General features: G+C 45.4%; 15 protein-coding genes and 1 riboswitch. All 15 genes read right to left on the reverse strand.

Annotated elements, in window-relative coordinates; genetic code table 11:
• Nucleotide 1 precedes the first annotated feature (1 nt).
• Nucleotides 2-1,021 (reverse strand): FecCD family ABC transporter permease, encoded by a 1,020-nt coding sequence (locus tag AC04Q4_RS08620; protein WP_173736879.1) that lies wholly within the window; start codon nucleotides 1,019-1,021, stop codon nucleotides 2-4.
• 96 nt (nucleotides 1,022-1,117) lie between these two features.
• Nucleotides 1,118-2,263, reverse strand: coding sequence for an ABC transporter substrate-binding protein (locus tag AC04Q4_RS08625; protein ID WP_173736878.1), 1,146 nt, complete (start codon nucleotides 2,261-2,263; stop codon nucleotides 1,118-1,120).
• Nucleotides 2,260-3,195, reverse strand: a complete 936-nt coding sequence (locus AC04Q4_RS08630) for a hypothetical protein (protein ID WP_173736877.1) — start codon at nucleotides 3,193-3,195, stop codon at nucleotides 2,260-2,262. Before AC04Q4_RS08630 ends, AC04Q4_RS08625 begins: the two co-directional genes overlap by 4 nt.
• 117 nt (nucleotides 3,196-3,312) lie before the next feature.
• A complete protein-coding gene (locus AC04Q4_RS08635) occupies nucleotides 3,313-4,629 on the reverse strand; it encodes a sirohydrochlorin cobaltochelatase (RefSeq protein WP_173736876.1) in 1,317 nt (438 codons plus the stop codon).
• Nucleotides 4,630-4,786: 157 nt separating this feature from the next.
• Nucleotides 4,787-4,961, reverse strand: a riboswitch (cobalamin riboswitch).
• A gap of 257 nt (nucleotides 4,962-5,218) precedes the next feature.
• Nucleotides 5,219-6,604: an NAD(P)/FAD-dependent oxidoreductase gene (locus AC04Q4_RS08640; RefSeq protein ID WP_173736875.1), complete on the reverse strand. Its 1,386-nt coding sequence runs from the start codon at nucleotides 6,602-6,604 to the stop codon at nucleotides 5,219-5,221.
• Nucleotides 6,605-6,723: 119 nt separating this feature from the next.
• The gene (locus AC04Q4_RS08645; protein WP_243873770.1) at nucleotides 6,724-8,991 is read right to left on the reverse strand and encodes a DNA internalization-related competence protein ComEC/Rec2; all 2,268 of its coding nucleotides are present in this window, start codon (nucleotides 8,989-8,991) and stop codon (nucleotides 6,724-6,726) included.
• Nucleotides 8,992-9,030: 39 nt separating this feature from the next.
• Nucleotides 9,031-9,984, reverse strand: a complete 954-nt coding sequence (locus AC04Q4_RS08650) for a GerMN domain-containing protein (protein WP_173736874.1) — start codon at nucleotides 9,982-9,984, stop codon at nucleotides 9,031-9,033.
• A gap of 10 nt (nucleotides 9,985-9,994) precedes the next feature.
• Complete coding sequence (locus AC04Q4_RS08655) at nucleotides 9,995-11,425, reverse strand: sensor histidine kinase (protein WP_173736873.1); 1,431 nt, start codon at nucleotides 11,423-11,425, stop codon at nucleotides 9,995-9,997.
• A 3-nt stretch (nucleotides 11,426-11,428) separates the two neighbouring features.
• On the reverse strand, nucleotides 11,429-12,118 hold the full coding sequence (locus tag AC04Q4_RS08660) for a response regulator transcription factor (protein WP_173736872.1): 690 nt from the start codon (nucleotides 12,116-12,118) through the stop codon (nucleotides 11,429-11,431).
• Between the two features lie 10 nt (nucleotides 12,119-12,128).
• Nucleotides 12,129-12,905: a helix-hairpin-helix domain-containing protein gene (locus tag AC04Q4_RS08665; protein WP_476388849.1), complete on the reverse strand. Its 777-nt coding sequence runs from the start codon at nucleotides 12,903-12,905 to the stop codon at nucleotides 12,129-12,131.
• Nucleotides 12,906-13,013: 108 nt separating this feature from the next.
• Nucleotides 13,014-13,445, reverse strand: a complete 432-nt coding sequence (locus AC04Q4_RS08670) for a DMT family transporter (protein WP_476388850.1) — start codon at nucleotides 13,443-13,445, stop codon at nucleotides 13,014-13,016.
• 90 nt (nucleotides 13,446-13,535) lie between these two features.
• A complete protein-coding gene (locus AC04Q4_RS08675) occupies nucleotides 13,536-14,819 on the reverse strand; it encodes a nitrogenase component 1 (RefSeq protein WP_476388851.1) in 1,284 nt (427 codons plus the stop codon).
• Nucleotides 14,816-16,159: a nitrogenase component 1 gene (locus AC04Q4_RS08680; protein ID WP_476388852.1), complete on the reverse strand. Its 1,344-nt coding sequence runs from the start codon at nucleotides 16,157-16,159 to the stop codon at nucleotides 14,816-14,818. Before AC04Q4_RS08680 ends, AC04Q4_RS08675 begins: the two co-directional genes overlap by 4 nt.
• Nucleotides 16,153-16,920, reverse strand: coding sequence for a nitrogenase iron protein NifH (locus tag AC04Q4_RS08685; protein WP_173736868.1), 768 nt, complete (start codon nucleotides 16,918-16,920; stop codon nucleotides 16,153-16,155). Before AC04Q4_RS08685 ends, AC04Q4_RS08680 begins: the two co-directional genes overlap by 7 nt.
• Nucleotides 16,917-17,186, reverse strand: a complete 270-nt coding sequence (locus AC04Q4_RS08690) for a TM1266 family iron-only hydrogenase system putative regulator (protein ID WP_173736937.1) — start codon at nucleotides 17,184-17,186, stop codon at nucleotides 16,917-16,919. Before AC04Q4_RS08690 ends, AC04Q4_RS08685 begins: the two co-directional genes overlap by 4 nt.
• Nucleotides 17,187-17,257 lie beyond the last annotated feature (71 nt).

A 17,257-nucleotide genomic window follows, 5' to 3' on the forward strand; every position in this document is an offset into this window, starting at 1 on the left:
TTTATATCCTCTGTTGTCTGCGAATCATAATATAGATAACCACCGGTGCTCCGAATACCGCCGTTACAGAACTGATGCTGAGCTCTGTCGGTGCAAAAACAGTTCTTGCGATCAGGTCGCAGAACAGACAGAACACCGCACCCCCAAGAAAACAGGCCGGGATTACAAGGATCGGCTTTGCTGTTTTCAGAAGGCTTTTTGCAATGTGGGGAACTGCGATTCCAACGAAGGAGATCGGTCCTGCAAAAGCAGTAACACAGGCAGAGAGAATACTGGAAAGCAGGATCAGAAGAATCCGGAACAGCTTGATATTTACTCCCATATTCTGAGCGTAAGTCTCTCCCAGCTGGTATGCGCTAATGGGTTTTGACATAAAAAATACGATTACCATGGTAATCAGTACCACCACGACCATTGTCCGCACATTGCCCCAGGTCATACCGGAAAAGCTTCCCAGAGACCAGTTGTGGAGGTTGACGATATTGGAATCGTCCGCAAATGTCACCACAAAATCCGTGATGGCTGAGCAAATGTAACCGATCATAACACCACTGATAACCAGCATGGACATGTTGTGGACTTTTTTTGCCACAAGGAGAACAAAGCCCATGGAAATCATGGAACCTGCAAAAGCAGCCAGGATCATGGCTCCGGAACCGATGGATACGGATCTGCTTAAAAGAAAGATCATCAGCAGTGCCACGATCAGCTTGGCTCCGGAAGAAATACCCAGTACAAACGGTCCTGCAATAGGGTTGTTAAAAAATGTCTGCAGCAGAAATCCGGATACAGACAATGCCCCACCCAGGATGATAACTGCCAGAATTCGCGGAAGACGGATCTCCCACACAATATTATAGGAAGTCTGATCTCCCTGACGTTTGAATATGATATTCAGGATCTCATTCACAGAGAGATGGATACTTCCGGAATTTACATTCCATATAAATAAAATTATCAGCAGTACTGCAAGAATCACAAATGAGATTCCGTATCGGACTGCACGTTTTCGGTCGTTCATTTTTCTGTATGTCTCCCTCCGTGTTTATTTATAGCAGATCAGGCGGATCTTCTCAATCCGCCCAATCTGTTTTCCTGGTTTTAATAGTATTTTTATTTATTTCAGACGATGCATATAGGTCAACTCATCCAGAGAATCATCGTCACTGGTAAGCATGGTGTGGATATCCTCGATCATAGTTCCAAGCCCCGTTGTCTCCTGGAAAAGATTTTTACCTGTGCACCAGACATTGCCGTTCTTTACAGCCTTGAAATCTGCAAGAAGCTCGCTCTTGGAAAGAAGTTCATCTATAGTATTCAGCTCTCCGTCAATTGTGCTGTTGTAGATGATATAATCTGCATCTTTCGCTTTCGCGTAAAATTCTTCCATCTGCATATTCATGGTGGAAAGGGCATTATCATTCTCTCCTGTGTCTTCAGGGACATAATTGCCACCTGCAAGAGAAATCATCTCAGAAACATAATCTCCGCTCTTTCGCACATTTACTGCGCCTACAGAGTTGATATAAAAGAACGCTACGGTCTTGTCTGTCTTATCTGCTGTGAGAACTTTATCCAGCTTGTCTGTCTGCTCCTTGAAAACTTTTTCTGCGAGATCTTCTTTTCCAAGGAGAACTGCATAAAGCTTCATCCATTCTGTTCTTCCAAGCGGATGGCTCTCGTAGCTGGAACGCTCTACCATAACAGGGATTCCAAACTGCTCCAGTTTTTCCTGAACTTCCGGATTATGGTGGATCATGGTGGACTCGATTGCCAGATCACAGCCTTCATTTAAGATCAGCTCATAATCCGGTGCACTGTATTTGCCTGCATAGATCATCTTATTCTGTTCCATGGCATCCTTCGCTTCCTGGATATACCATCCGTCCTCTTTTGTACCGGAAAGATTGATGCTGTCGATTCCGTCAATAGCGCGGAAAAGATCCATAGCGGAAGTTGCCACCATATAAATATGATCCAATGGCTGTTTCAGCACTGCGATATCACTGTCCAGGCCTTCCGGAGCTTCTTTTCCCTCCGGAACTACAAGAAACTGTCCTTCCTGATCAATAGTGATCAGTGCGTAGCCGTCATCATAATAGTCTACATTGAACTCTTTCGCATAGGAAAGCTCCATGCTGTGGTCAAAAGTAAGTCCCGGGATATCTGCAGGCGTATGCTCTTTTTCAGCTGCCTGTACGCCTGATGTACAGCCCAGGATAAGAGCTATCGTCAGAAATATGTAGGAGATTATTTTTTTCATTTGTCTGCCTTTTTCATGCTTGAAGAATCAAAATTCAGGGTGTAGTCGATCTCATGAGGAGTGCTCATGGCCACTGTATCTGCAGTCACTTCCATCTCTGCATCAAAAACACTGACCGGAATTTCAAATGTAGAGTTTCCGTCTTTATTTACAGGCTCATATTTCTCACCGTCAACGATCATATAATCGTAATTCGGGCTGCTCCAGATGATGGTCGCTGTCGCTTCTTTGTCCTTGATCTCTACCTTTGCAGGAGATTCCACAGTTGCTTTTCCTGTACCGCCTGTAAGAGTTACTTCTGTCTCATAAGTTCCGTCCTCAAGCTTCAGATCTTTCAGCTTTTTGCCTTTGGATTGTTTATCGTCATCTTTCTCGTCGGAATCATCAGCAGTTTCTGCTGCATCTTCTTTTACCGGATTCTTAATACTTACTTTATGATCATACCATTTACCCTTTTCTCCCAGGATCGCTACATCAAACTCCTCGTCAATGGCAGGTACAGGGATATCAAATCCATACACTTCTTCTGTATAACCATCGCTGTATTTTACAGTATCTGTGGTCGGTTCAATGATATCTGCTCCGTCTTTCTGTGCATCTTCAGCTGTTCCCGCAAACAGATTTACGATTTTCTTGGAAACCAGGCTTACATGGATAGTCATCTCGCCATCTTTGACTGTGAGCTTTCCTTTTTTGTCATTTGCCTCATTTACATGGAACATGCTGCTGTCTGTGTCAAACTCAGCTGTGTAAACGCCATCTTCCAAGGTGTTCTCTTTATCTGTGGATACATCTTTCTCATCAGCTGCTTCTGCATTCTCCCCGGATTCCGTTTTCGCAGAATCACTCTCTGCCAGTACCGGTACGGAGCCAAGCATCAGGGCAGATGCACTTACCATTGCAAGAAGAAGATTTACGTAACGTTTTTTCATGATTGTTTCTCCCTTCCCTGTGACAAGAATCTGCCCGGAAGACAGTCTTTTTGATCTTTCCGGGCAGTTACTTTATTTCTTATATATATCCGCTTCTACACGGATATTCTATACTGTTTATTCTGCGGAATCCTCAGCGGAATCAGCCTCTGTATCTGCTGCTGCATCAGAATCTGCGGACTCATCAGTGCTTCCGATAGAATCGATAGCTGCTTTTGTGTGATCTACATAGATCTGCTCAACTGCTTCGATTCTTCCAAGACCTGCAATCTGAGTGTCAACATTCTCAAAGTTTCCGGATGCTACAAACTGGCTCTTCCAGGAATCCTCGTCATCACCAGCCATATCATTATTAGCGTGGTCTCCTGCAACAACCATCAGCGGACGAAGGACAACATTCTTGTATCCTGCTTCTTTTACTTTCTCGATAACTTTATCGCATGCTGTGTCTTCCGGCTTACCTTCTACAGTACCGATGAAAGCGTTCTTGAATCCAAGGTCTTCCATCTGTGTCTGCATCTGATCATATGTAATATTGGCTGTATGGGATGTACCATGTCCCATGAATACAAATGCAGTGCCAGCCTCAGCTGCTGCATCCATGCTGTCGAATCCGGCTTCTTTACAAGCTTCATCTGTGATTGCCTGAGCAACTGCTTTCTTGTCATCATTGATAACAGTTGCATCATCTCCAACCTCACCAAGCATTGGCTCTGCAATTGCCACAGACTCGAATTTATCTTTATATCCGTTAATAGCTTCTGTCATCTCATCATACTCAGCGCCATGCATCAGATGTGTAGGCTGAACAACAAGATTCTTAACGCCATTCTCTACTGCACGGTCAAGAGCCTGCTGCATGTTGTCGATGTTCTCCTCATCTCTTGCCTCAACATGGTTGATGATGATCTGTGCTGTGAAAGCTCTTCTTACAGACCAGTCCGGATATGCTGCTGCCAGAGCATCCTCGATTCCCTTGATATCCTCAGCACGGCTGTCGTTGAAGGAAGTACCAAAGCTTACAACAAGAAGCTCGTTCTCACCGATCTCATCCTGGTTACGCGGATCGTCTTTGGAAGCATCTCCTGTATCACGTCCGAAGTAATCCGGATCAGCATTCTCGCCTTCTACCAGCTCTTTCTGTGCGTCTGTCAGGGCATCCCATGCTTCTTTAGCTGCCTTGCAGTCCTCATCTGTTGTATCTGTTCTCTCCTGAACATAGATCTTGTCGATCAGTGCTGCTACATTATCAGCTGCTTTCTGATCCTCATCAGAAGCCTCTGTGGTATCAGCTGCCTCAGTATTTTCTTCTGCTGTGGTATCAGCTGCTTCCTCTGTAGCGGAATCATCAGCTGCCATTGCTGTTGTAGCTGCACCCATAGAGCATGTCATGGAAACTGCAAGCATCAGAGCTAACATAGTTTTTCTTTTCATTTCTTATAGTCCTCTTTTCATGTATTTCCAGATAACCAACATGTACAAAAAAGCGGCAGCTTAACGCGGCCGCCTGCTCCTACATAGGATTCTCTGCGCAATACATAAAAAGAAGTTCTGTATTGTTATGGAGAATACAGATTCGTAAACCGCGAATCTAAGATCTCACAATAAGGCAGTTCTCCTGACTTGGTTCAGCGTAGCCTTTCCTTCCCGGTCTCCCAGTGGTTCTCAAAAGCCACTCCCCTTCACAGTGACGGTATCGTTCCGGATTCGCACCGGATTCTCTTTTGCGCATCGGTTCTGATGCAACCTTATCGTTATAACATTTGCACATATTCAATTTAATCTGGTTTCTTCTTTTTTACCACAAAGTTACAAAAATGTCAAGCTTACTGTCGGACTATTCCAAAATCCCCCTCAAAATATTTGTGTTATTGTCAGAATGCTTTCAAATATTCATGCACACCAGGCATACCTATGCATGATATATGTTTTATTTTTATAGAATCTATAATTTCACCTGATCTGCGGTCTCTCTGGTTCAAATTATTTAGTCAGGCGAATATTCTCAATTGAAGCAGGGGACTTACTTGCTTCGATTAAAGTATTCCTGATCAAGATATCTTGCAACATAAACTCCGCTGGCTGATGCGTGGGAAAGAGAATGTGTCACGCCGCTGCAGTCTCCGATAACAAAGAGACCTTTGTGGCAGGTTTCCAGATTCTCATCGATCTCAACTTCCATATTATAGAATTTAACTTCCACACCATAAAGCAAAGTATCATCGTCTGCTGTTCCAGGTGCGATCTTATCCAGTGCATAGATCATCTCAATGATGCCGTCAAGGATACGTTTCGGCATAACAAGGCTTAAATCTCCTGGTGTGGCAGAAAGTGTCGGTGTTACAAAGCTCTCGTCAACACGTGCTTTTGTGCTTCGTCTTCCACGGATCAAATCTCCGAAACGCTGAACCATAACACCGCCGCCAAGCATATTGGAAAGTCTTGCGATACTTTCGCCATATCCGTTGCTGTCGTGGAACGGCTCGGAGAAATGCTTGGATACAAGAAGTGCAAAGTTTGTGTTGTTGGTGTGCTTTGCAGGATCTTCGTAGCTGTGTCCGTTTACTGTGATGATTCCGTTGGTGTTCTCATTAACAACAACACCTCTCGGATTCATACAGAAAGTACGTACCATATCCTCGAATTTCTCTGTTCTGTAAACAATCTTACTCTCATAAAGCTCGTCTGTCAGGCGGCTGAATACCTCTGCCGGAAGCTCCACACGCACACCAATATCCACACGGTTGGAAAGTGTCGGAATCCTAAGATCAGTACATACAGATTCCATCCATTTACTTCCGCTTCGTCCTGCTGAAATGATGCAGTATGTTCCCTCGTAACGCTGGTCACCTGTCAGAACTGCATAACCCTCTTCTGTTTTTTCCACTTTATCAACAGACGCATCAAAATAGAAATCTACATGATCTTTCATTTCATCATAAAGATTCTGAAGAACTACATAGTTGATATCAGTTCCCAGATGACGGACAGAAGCATCCAGAAGATGCAGCCCATTCTGAAGGCAAAGCTTGCGGATCTCACTGTTTGTTGTAGAATAGAGCTTAGTTCCCTCGCCACCATGCATCAGGTTCAGTTTATCTACATACTCCATCAGCTCTGTTGCTGTTTCCCTGCCGATATGCTGATACAAAGTTCCGCCAAACTGGTTGGTGATATTATATTTTCCATCGGAAAAAGCTCCTGCGCCTCCGAATCCTTTCATGATGGCACATGTTTTGCAGTGGATACAGGATTTTACTTTTTTTCCGTCAATTGGACATTTTCTCTTTTCCAGGGGATGACCAGCCTCAAAAACCGCGATCTTTTTCTCCGGATCATTATTCATCAGTTCATAGGCTGCAAAGATTCCTCCAGGACCTGCTCCTACGATCAGTACGTCATATTTCATAAATAAAAGCTCCTTATCTTGTGTTACTTTTATATGTTTCATTTTCACACAAACCCTGTTTATTCTACAACAAGTATCAGCAAAAGTCACCTGTTTTTTTCATGTTTTTCGGGGGTTTTTCAGTTGCTGTAAAATCTGAGGATCCTGAGATTTTTCCCATTGGTTTCCAGGGTGATCGCGCCATTTTTCATGGTGTATTCAATCTGACTTCCGCAGTCTTTCAGACGCTGTATCGTTTCCGGTGACGGATGGCCGTAGGTATTGGTGGATGAACAGGATATGATGGACAGCTCGGGTTTCAGTTTCTTTAAAAATGCCTCTGAGGATGAATATCGTGAACCATGATGGCCGACTTTCAGACAGTCAATATCACTAAGACATCCTGCAGTCAGAAGTTTTTTCTCCGTGTCTGCTCCGATATCCCCTGTAAAAAGCATCCGGAATTCGCCGTATGTAAGTTCCATAACCATAGCCTCCTCATTCACATCTTTTCCCCTGGCCGTACTTTCCGGCCACAGGATCTCAAATGTCGCTGTCCCGGAATGAATGATATCTCCTGTGTTTCCTGTCACTGTTTTTACCCCTGCTTTTTCGGCTGTCCTGGCAAGATCTGTCCAGGCTTCCGGCGGTTCTGACCATCCTGGCAGAACAAGATGACCGGCCCGGATAGTTGTGAGTCCTTTTTCCATATATTCCAGAAGTTCCTGCACACCACTTAAATGGTCTTTATCTGTGTGAGAAATGAAAATTCCGTCCAGATAGGAAATCCCCATACTTTTCAGAGCCGGAAGAAGGCAGTATCTTCCAAGCTCTGATTGGCTGCTGCTTCCTCCATCTATCAGATAATGTTTGTTATCCGGGGTCCGAACCAGGATTCCGTCTCCCTGACCTACGTCCAGACAGGTGATCTTCAGGGTTTCAGATTTAAAGAGATACCCGAAAGACCGAACGCCCAGCGTCAGTATACTCAAGGTCAGGAGAACAATGGCAGCTATACGAAGAATGTGTTGTAATCCCTTTGCCTCTCCCTTTTCCAGTTCTTTTTTCTTCTGATCTGATTCTTTTATATGCTGTCCAATAAACAGTACAGCAATTAATATCATATAATATACCAAAATCTGCCAGAGTTCCGGTTCGCCGCCAATCCAGGTGCACCAGCGGCTTCTTCCGGCCAGTTCACAGAGCTTTTCATATAGAAGCAGGACTCCCTTCGCAGGAAAAATCACAGCTCTGGCTGCCGGAATACTGACAAAGCCAAGAAGCATTGCAGCCACACCTCCTGAGAGAACAACTCCTACACTTGGCAAAACCGCAAGATTCAATATCAGTCCGGCCAGTGATACCTCACCAAAGAATTTCAGCATCACAGGAAGCGTCACAAGCCAAAGAGCCACCGATCCCCAGAAGGCTTTCGTAACCTTTCTCTTTGCTCCTGCGAGAGCGCAAATCCTTTCTGATGCAACACAGATTCCCAGAACACACCCAAATGACAGAAGAAATCCACTGTCCAGCAGATACGCCGGTGACTCTGCCAGGATCATCATGGCAGTGACAGACACTGCGCTTGGCATATCGTAGATCCTTCCTGTGATCCTGGCTCCCATTGCAATGAGAAACATGGTGACAGCCCGCATCGTAGACACACTTCCCCCTGTCATCATCCCATACTGCAGCATCACAGCCAGAGAAAAAATCCCTGCTGGCCAGATACCAAGCCCTGCACGTTTCAGCAGATTATAAAGCCCCATCCCCAGAATACTGATATGCAGTCCGCTGATCGCCAGAATATGTACGATTCCTGCCAGCTGATAACGCATCCGGATCTCCGGGTCCAGGCCTGTTTTCTCCCCAAGAACAATGGCATCAAAAACAGGTGCATCTTTTCCTGCTGTATTTTCCAGGATCTGTCTGCATTTCTCCTTCACCATAAGCATTGCCTGATGATAGCCGGAATATGTGGATGTTTTTTTCAGAAGTACAGCTTTTTTCATAAAATAATAAATATGGCGGCAGGCGTAATACTGACTGCTGTCAAAACCACCCGGATTTGTTGGGCCTTCCACTTCTTTCAGGATTCCTTTTACAAGAATCTGCATCCCAGGCTTCAGCTCTTCTTCTTTTTTCAGAAATACTCTTACATTATTAATTGGAAATTTTTTTGAATGATAGATGAGATATGTTTTTTTCAGATAAACAGACTGGGAGAATTCTGTGCTTTCGTACCGTTCCACCTCCCCGCAGATCTCGGAAGCGGGATGTACTTCAATCCAGGACTGCACACTGGCAGGAAGGGGATTCCCCCTGATAAGAGGAATCCCCGCCAGATCCGCAATGCCAAATGAAAGCATCATCAAAAAACACAGAAGACACATTGGACGTCTTATCATATGTTTCTCCCGTATTATATTTTTTTGCTGTCGGAATGATCAGTTCTCTTTCTTCTTTGCCGCTGAGCTGGCAAGAAGACTGTCATTCCATTCATAAAATTTATAAAGCTGCATATTTTTGCCGAAAGTTACTTCTTTGTTTCCTTCAATGGAAATCTCCACTTTATCCACTCCGGTGGCTGCGATCAGTGTATTTACCACCGAATAAACAGGAATCTCCTCAGAAACATTCAATGCATAATCCTGAAATACAGAATTGTAATCTACATAGCAAATGCCGTTCGCCCTTGTCAGGGAAAGCACTTCTGAGTTCTCCGGGATTGTAGGATAATGGCCTTTTTCCAGAGGGCCGCGCGCCAGCTGTTCCAGAACAACTGTCGCTTTCGGAAGATTTCGTCTGTACCGGACACTTCGCTGTTCTTCCACCAGCTTGTCTCCGTTTTTATTGGTAAAATACAAAGTAAAAGTGTCATAGCTGTATACATCGCCGTCAGAGCCGGAAAACTCCACAAAGGTATCGCCGTTCATAGCTCCGACTTCGTCACCTTTTGTATCTGTGAGAGGTTTTTTCCCAACATAGATTTCTACGGAATCGACTCCCGGAACCTGGACAAATATCTTCACAACTCCTGCTTTTACAAGAAGCTCCCTGGTACGGGACATCTTACCGAAGGCTTCATTGAATTCCAGACGGAGCACGCCGTCATTCACAGAATAGGAAGAAATCTTCACACCGTCAGGAAAAAGTGAGATTCCATCATCTCTTGTCTCACGATTATTCAGACTCTCTGAAAAATCACGGAGCATTACTTCTGCTGATTCTTTTTCAGGAACATATTTCTCCTCTTTCAGCTTTGTTTCTTCATTGTTGATATAGTAAAAACTGTACTGCTGCTCTTCGGTCTCTTTTTTACCTGAGAAGCTTATATACGCTACCATTCCCAGGAGAAGGCACGCAGCAGCCAGACAGATGATCCAGATCGTTTTTTTCATGCGCTACCTCCTAGGATGAGATATAAGACAGCGGAATCTTCACATTGAATGTGGTTCCTTCGCCTTCTTTGCTTGATACCTTGATGGTTCCATGGTGCATGACAATGGAACTTCTGGTGATGGCAAGGCCAAGACCAGTTCCGCCGATCTCCCTGGAATGGGATTTATCCACGCGGTAAAAGCGCTCAAAGATCCTCTCAATGGAATCCTCCGGAATTCCAAGTCCGGAATCTGCTACTGTCACATAAAAATACTTGTAGTCTGCATCCAGCGTTACCCGAACCCAGCCTTCATCTACATTGTATTTGATTCCGTTTTCCACAAGGTTGCTGATAGCGAGCGTAAACTTCACCTCGTCCACATCAGCTGTAACCGGACGGAACGAATCCAGTATCAGGGCAATGCTTCTCTGATCTGCAATAGGTCGGAGACGCTTCAGGATATTCTCAAGAAGCTCATTGATATTCATGTTGACAATGTTCATGTCTGCTGCTTTTTTGTCCATTTTTACAAGGGAGAGAAGGTCTGTGATGATCTTGTTCTCACGATCGATCTCCTCTGTAATATCAGAAAGAAATTCCTGATAAAGTTCTTCCGGCACGCCCTGCTGTCCTACCAGGGAATCTGCAAGTACTTTCATGGAAGTCATCGGTGTCTTCAGCTCATGAGACACATTGGATACAAATTCCTGTCTGGATTCATCCAGAATCTTCATTCTGGAAAGCATCTTATTAAATGCCTCCGTAATCAGGGCTGTCTCTGTATAATCCGGAACTGAGATTTCTTCGTTCTGATAACCATCTGTAAGATCTTCGATTGCTTTCGTTACTCTTGCAAAAGGTTTCACAAGCACTGTGGACAAAATATATCCCAGGAAGATCGCCAGCACTACAATGATTCCGATGATCAGGATCCCTTTCTGTTCCAGCTCACGTATGGTCGCTGTTACTTCACTGGATGAAGCCATGATCATCATAGCCCCCTGCACCTGATTCACTTCCGGGCTTTTTACCGGGACTGCCAGAACGATCTTCTGGCTGGCCGAATCATAACGGTAGTCATCTTCTCCCTTAAAACAATTCACTACTTTCTGGGATACAAGAGTCCTTCCTTCATCCACGCCGTAAGTATCCTTGATAATTCTGAAATCCCTGTCCACAATGAGAATTCTTCCCCCATAGATATTAGACAGCAGCTCCAGCTTGCTGTTTACCGTCTGCGAGCCGGAGTCATTCAGGTAATTCTCTTTGATCAGCAGGTCGCACATGATGTCACAGATATTCTCCATACTCTGCACACGGTTGGCAATGGCCCGGTCTTCATAATTGGCGATCACCATTTCCGTAACAATGACACTTGGTACGATTCCCAGTATGATCAGGATTATCATGATACGAAAGCGAAGACTTTTAAAGAATTTTCCGCTTTTTCTGAATTTCATGGATTATGCCTGAAAATAATATCCTACACCCCATTTGGTGTGTACATATTTCGGCTCACTGGGATTGGCCTCGATCTTTTCTCTCAAACGACGGATATGTACATCTACAGTACGTACATCGCCCGGGTATTCATATCCCCACACGATATTCAGAAGGTTCTCTCTGCTGTATACCTTGTTCGGATTAAATACAAGGAGTTCCAGAACATCGAATTCCTTGGCTGTCAGATTGATCTCTCTCCCGCCAATGAATACGCGACGTCCTTCACAGTCCAGCTTCAGCTCGCCAACTTCAACTGTCTTGGCCTTTTCTTTCTTATCCTGGCTGTTTCCTGCCCGGCGGATGATTGCCTTGATGCGGGCTTTTACTTCCAGAATGTTAAAAGGCTTGGTCACATAATCGTCTGCTCCGTATTCCAGACCCAGGATCTTATCCATGTCTTCTCCTTTTGCGGTAAGCATGATGATCGGGACATTGGAAAACTCCCGGATCTGCTGACATACCTCAAGGCCATCCATCTTGGGCAGCATCAGGTCAAGAAGAATAATATCATATTCTCCTGCCTTCGCCTTCTCCAGAGCTTCCTCTCCGTCATAAGCGCAGTCTACTTCCATTCCATCCTGCTCCAGACTGAAGCGGAGTCCTTTGACAATCAGTTTCTCGTCGTCTACTACCAATACTTTCCTGCTCATTTAACGCTCCTTATTCTATTGCTATTTTATCCTTGATCTTCTCATAGGTGCCTTCCTTGATGCCGGGAACATTCATAATGTCCTCGACGGAAGTAAAAGGGCCGTTCTCTTCCCTGTAAGCGATAATAGCCAGAGCCTTGGACTCCCCTACTCCTGTGAGAGTGGTAAGCTGGGATACATCAGCTGTGTTCAGATTGATCCTGGAATCGGCAGAACCTCCTGCGCTGTCGGATGTCGGCTGCTGATTATCTCCTGATGCCTTACCGATTTTTGTACTGTCAGTACTGCCTGTACCGTTGACATTATTGTTAGCAATGGTTCCAGTCTGAGTCGTTCCGTCCTGAGTCGGTGGAATCGTCCGGCTGTCCACCTCCTCCCGGGTCGGCACATAGATCTGCTGTCCATCTGAAAGACTCCTTGCGCGGTTAAGATAGCTGACTGCTGCCTCCGGGAGATATCCTCCTGCTTTCTCAATGGCCTGAAATACCCGGCTGTCAGATGAAAGCTCATAGACACCGGGCTCTGCCACTGCACCGCAGACATCTACGTAGATTGTCTCTGGGACATCTCCGGACTCTGACTGTGTACCGGAACTCTTCTGTGAATCGGCTTTCGGCTGCTGCCGGCTTTCCTGCTCAGAGGAATCCTGGCTGTTCTCTTCCTGCTCCAGTTCTTTTTCCAGAAATTCCGAATCCTTGTCCCGGCAGCCTGTCAGTCCTGCAAAGGTCAGGAACATGATCACTGAAAAAATAAGCTGAACATTTCTGATATTTAATTTATTTCTCATGATATGGTGGGCACTCCTTTCCGCTTGTGCAGTGGTAAGTGTCCCCTTACTCATACAAAACCATATCTTATTTTAACGAAATATTACAAATATTACAATACTAATATTTTATTTCCATTTGAAAATCACCACGCCGGCAATGCAGATCAGCATTCCCAAAAGTTTTCTCCACTGAAAATCTGCTTTCTCCACGCCAAAGAGTCCCATCAGTTCTATGAGATACGCAACAGCCAGCTGAGAGATCACGATCAGCATAACTGCCCTGGCAGGGCCTAAGCTTCCCATACTCCTGATTACTGTTATGGTAATAAATGCACCTATCACACCCCCAAGAAGCGTGTATTTATTCTCCACCTGCCACAGTGAGCCAATACTTTCCCGCCCTGTAAAAAGCCAGGCAGCAACACACACCAGAAATGCTGAAAACTGCACCCAGCCAGTTGATACCCACAAACTGGTCTGTTTTGTTACATTTGTGTTAAATACTCCCTGAATACTCATCAAAGCCCCGGAAATCAAAGCCGACAGAAATCCCCACATAAAAAATCCCTCCATATCCATCCGTTCAATAGTTCCGCCGTTATAAAAAGGCGCTGCATGTTCTGCAACGCCTTTACGGTTTCTTATAGTTTATGTGGTTTTTATGAGATTATGCGCATACATCTCTTTTATTTTCCTGAGGTAGATCCTGCCGGAAAAAGCGATATGCGGGAGCTCATAAAATCTGGCGGTTTCCGGGCAGATGGGACGATAGAGGGGATCTGCTATAATGATCTTTGCAGTTTTCAGCCTTTCTTCTATGGACTCCTCACCCCGAATAGCCTGATCCCCTTCCCGGAGAAGCCCTTCTGTGATCTCCAGGGGACAGAGGAGCTGAACTTTTTTTTCATATTTATACTCTATGGCAGCTGCCAGGGAACCCATGGTGACTGGCTCACCGATTACTGTGATGTCGGGCTGAGATGATTCTGTGGAAATGTAGATCACCTGATCCGGAGTTACTTTCCAAAGATCAGGAATTTCCTCGCTGATCCGGCATTCTCCCGTAACTTTTTCCGCCATCTCCGCAAGTGCATCAGATATTTTTTCCACATATCCATCTACAGGTGTCCCCACCAGAAAAGGAGTTCCGAATTTTCCCTTCAGCACATTAGCCGCAGGAATTCCCACTGAGGATACCACCAGATTCACATCTGCTTCACCGGCCTTTGCCAGTGTTTCCAGCGTGTCACCCATGGCCCAGGTGGAAATTATCTCCCAGCCCTGGTTTTCCAGACGTTTTTTCATGATATCTACAATGGATTGCGGGCCGAAATCCAGGGGAGTTACACCCAGAAGATTTAATTTTCGTCTGTTCATTTCTGACTTTATTCCCACACATTTCACAGATTTTCCGGTACTACCAGGGATTTTCTCATCATTAGTTTTTATTGAATGTTCGGATCCTCCCTTGTTCTTCTCTTCTCCTGCTCCTGTAAAATGTTTCGCAATCTCTGCCAGCGCAAGCCCGGCGCCGTACACATAATCATGCATTCCACTGGTCGGAACAGAAAAAGCCGGAATTCCCGTCCCCACTGTCAATGCCCTGGCAAGTCCCGGAAAATCGGTTCCATTCATAAAAGGAATCGGCGAACTGGCAAGGGCAATAAATCTCGGCTGCAATTCTTCTGTTGCGTCCTCAATATCCTGAAGAAATTTCTCATCATTTCCCATGATCGCATCAATATCCGTCAGCCCCGAAATAAAGATCAGGCTATCCTGATCGTACCACCGGATCTCATCATGTGTATTATAGGTAGAATTACACCCGGAAGGATCATGCATCACCGTCATTCCCCCCAGCTCATACAAGGCTGAGCAGACACCTGACACATCTGCTGTATAAATTGGTATGATTCGATATGCCTGTCTCATATGCAGCTTTCGCACCCCCATCCTTTTCGCACGATCAGATCTTCCGGATCTTTTTCTGCTTCAAAAGCTTCGATCATCAGCTGAGCAGTCCGGCGGATTCCGTCAAAGCCATAAAGCCCACCACCCTGAACCATATTTACAAAATTCCTGCTTCCGGTAAACCAGGCTGCTTTCTGTCCAATGGCAAGGATCTTATTTTCAGAGCATCGTGTTCTCACACGCATCTCAGGCCGTATCGTTGAGATCAGCTTCAATTCCGGAATATTCTCTTTCAGCCAGAAAAATACGTCTTTTTCCTCCGGACTGATACTGTCCAGATAAATGGACTCTACTTTGAATCCATGGGTCAGCAGAAGCTTTGCCAGCCCCAGCGGTCTTGGATGAAAAAGATAATCCAGTGCGATGGGTGTATCCCCGATAATTTTCTTTGCATGAGAAAGTGCTTCCTCGCAGAACCGGATTTCTTTTTTTATATCCGGACCTGTGATTTCTCCCTTTAATTCTTTCAATTTCTCCAGCAGCTGTTCCTCCTGCCACTGTATTTCCTCATAATCAAAGCTTCCCGGCAGATACAGAAAAGGCCTTCCAAGTCTTTCAGCCTGCTGCTGCACTCCGAATTTTCCTGCCGGGTAACAGTCAATGATCAGGCTTCCTTCTCCCAGTTTCTGATACTCTTCCCATGTTTCACAGGCAGCAGTCTCGCGAAGCTTAAATCCGTTATGCTCTGATATTCTTCTAATATCTGCATCTGCGTCCAGCACAAAATCACTTCCAAGAAGCGTCACACATCCAGGGTCTGCCTCAGCTTCCGGCACTGCATCATACATGGCACGCCGTAACTTCTGGTCTGGTGTGGGACCGGTTTTCTGCATGATCGGGTCCATAAAACATCTCATAAAAAAGATCTCCGGAAAACGGCTTTCCAGCTCTCCATAAATCCGGTCCAGATCACTTCCCAGAAAATGATGCAGACACACTGTAAAAAGCAGAACCGCTTTCGGCTTCTTCGGCAGGCGGTTCAGCACATCTGTCACACCCTCAATGGTAATATCCTCCAGATTCCCGCCCAGAAGATCCTTTTCCTCCACGATCACAAAAGAAAACCTCTCCACCGCATTCATCTCTGCCGCTGTCAGCACAACACCTCGCATACAGTTATCCGCGCAGACATAGATCTGCTGTGCCTCCGGAACCAGCATTCCTGTATGTACAATATTCCAGTTTCCATGGGCAGGAGAATTAAATTCCAATCCCGCCTGAAACGGTGCCGGAAAAGAAGCCTCTCCTATCGTTACCTCTGTTTTCTCCGAAATCGCTCTGATTCCAATTCTTTTTAACATGGAGCTTCCTCCCTGCATGCTTCCAGGATCTGCTCTGCCAATGTCCGATATTCTTCTGCCATCTCACTGTCAGGGTAGACTTCCAGAAGAGTTTTTCCCAGTACTTCTGCTTCCTGCACCAGCTCGCTTCGTGAAAGAGTTCCTATCACCTTCGTATGAAAATCTTCTGCCAGCTCCTGCACTTTTTCTTCCTCCCGCGGCACATTCCGTCTGTTCAGAATGATACCGCCAAGGGAAGCGTAGCCTCTGTTCCGGAAATTTTCCACTGCCATGGCAATGTTCGCGCCTGCATGGATGGCCATATTTTCACCGGAAGTAATGATAAAAACTTTATCTGCATACCCCTTTCGCATTGGCATGGAAAAACCGCCGCACACAACATCTCCCAGTACATCATAAAAAACAATGTCCGGTTTATAAGTCTCATATGCCCCTGTTTCCTGAAGTTTTTCCAGAGCTGTGATGATCCCGCGGCCAGCGCAGCCAAGTCCCGGAGCAGGTCCTCCTGCCTCTACGCATACCACACCGCCATATCCGATCTGCACCATATCTTCAAGCTTCAGATCCTGTCTTTTCTTATTATAAAGATCCAGAACTGTGGAAGCTTCTTTCCCATGGCGGAGCAGGATCGTTGAATCCGCCTTTGGATCACAGCCGATCTGCATCACTTTCATTCCTTTTTCCGCAAGGGCAACTGCCACATTGGAAACTGTTGTGGATTTTCCGATGCCGCCCTTTCCATATACTGCGATTCTGATCATTTTCTGTCCTCCGCCTTTGTGATCACATTAGAATATGCTGTTTTTGCAGAAACACCATTCAGCCGTCCGATCTTTCCGGATAAAGAGCTTATCACATCCTGCGGTGCATCAATGGCAATACTTATAATGTTGATACCTTTTTCCCGATAGGGGATCCCCATTCTCCCGATAATATATTTTCCCGCTTCGTGAAGAAAACGGTTGATATCATCGATCACGTCATTGTTTTCCACAATGATCGAAATCAGTGCCACTCTTGTCTCCATAAGGTCTGGCTCTCCTTTCCGGCATTCTGTATTAATATCCATTTTATCGTACTCTGCTTCTATCGCTGATT

The organism is Blautia sp. HA8986, assembly GCF_056504635.1.

Coding starts and splice junctions, on each gene's coding strand:
- AC04Q4_RS08640 (WP_173736875.1), bottom strand. CDS start 6,604: ATGAAATATGACGTACTGATCGTAGGAGCAGGTCCTGGAGGAATCTTT.
- AC04Q4_RS08685 (WP_173736868.1), bottom strand. CDS start 16,920: ATGATCAGAATCGCAGTATATGGAAAGGGCGGCATCGGAAAATCCACA.
- AC04Q4_RS08620 (WP_173736879.1), bottom strand. CDS start 1,021: ATGAACGACCGAAAACGTGCAGTCCGATACGGAATCTCATTTGTGATT.
- AC04Q4_RS08630 (WP_173736877.1), bottom strand. CDS start 3,195: ATGAAAAAACGTTACGTAAATCTTCTTCTTGCAATGGTAAGTGCATCT.
- AC04Q4_RS08675 (WP_476388851.1), bottom strand. CDS start 14,819: ATGAGACAGGCATATCGAATCATACCAATTTATACAGCAGATGTGTCA.
- AC04Q4_RS08625 (WP_173736878.1), bottom strand. CDS start 2,263: ATGAAAAAAATAATCTCCTACATATTTCTGACGATAGCTCTTATCCTG.
- AC04Q4_RS08690 (WP_173736937.1), bottom strand. CDS start 17,186: ATGGAGACAAGAGTGGCACTGATTTCGATCATTGTGGAAAACAATGAC.
- AC04Q4_RS08670 (WP_476388850.1), bottom strand. CDS start 13,445: ATGTGGGGATTTCTGTCGGCTTTGATTTCCGGGGCTTTGATGAGTATT.
- AC04Q4_RS08665 (WP_476388849.1), bottom strand. CDS start 12,905: ATGAGAAATAAATTAAATATCAGAAATGTTCAGCTTATTTTTTCAGTG.
- AC04Q4_RS08635 (WP_173736876.1), bottom strand. CDS start 4,629: ATGAAAAGAAAAACTATGTTAGCTCTGATGCTTGCAGTTTCCATGACA.
- AC04Q4_RS08660 (WP_173736872.1), bottom strand. CDS start 12,118: ATGAGCAGGAAAGTATTGGTAGTAGACGACGAGAAACTGATTGTCAAA.
- AC04Q4_RS08645 (WP_243873770.1), bottom strand. CDS start 8,991: ATGATAAGACGTCCAATGTGTCTTCTGTGTTTTTTGATGATGCTTTCA.
- AC04Q4_RS08655 (WP_173736873.1), bottom strand. CDS start 11,425: ATGAAATTCAGAAAAAGCGGAAAATTCTTTAAAAGTCTTCGCTTTCGT.
- AC04Q4_RS08650 (WP_173736874.1), bottom strand. CDS start 9,984: ATGAAAAAAACGATCTGGATCATCTGTCTGGCTGCTGCGTGCCTTCTC.
- AC04Q4_RS08680 (WP_476388852.1), bottom strand. CDS start 16,159: ATGTTAAAAAGAATTGGAATCAGAGCGATTTCGGAGAAAACAGAGGTA.